This window comes from Mesorhizobium sp. M1A.T.Ca.IN.004.03.1.1 (genome assembly GCF_003997555.1).
Taxonomy (GTDB): domain Bacteria; phylum Pseudomonadota; class Alphaproteobacteria; order Rhizobiales; family Rhizobiaceae; genus Mesorhizobium.
Map to the genome: position 1 here is coordinate 1 of NZ_RZTV01001042.1, position 238 is coordinate 238.

The 238-nt window shown below is 67.2% G+C and carries 1 protein-coding gene; it reads left to right on the forward strand.

Annotation, left to right across the window (positions count from 1 at the left end):
- The coding region (locus EOD29_RS34855) for a helix-turn-helix domain-containing protein (RefSeq protein WP_164764096.1) at positions 1 to 238 on the forward strand (238 nt) is incomplete at both ends.

Sequence of the window (238 nt, forward strand, 5' to 3'; positions counted from 1 at the left end):
ACGGCGTCGATGCTTCGCTGGAGGAGATCGCGAAGCGGGCAGGGGTGGGCATCGGCACGCTGTACCGGCATTTCCCGACGCGCGAGCATCTGGTCGAGGTGGTCTACCGACGCGAGGTGGAAGGTCTCTGCCAGGCGGCCGACGAACTCGCCCGCGATCATCCGGCCGATGTCGCGCTGGAGCTCTGGATGCAACGCTTCGTCGACTACATCGCCACCAAGCGGGGGCTCGCCACCAG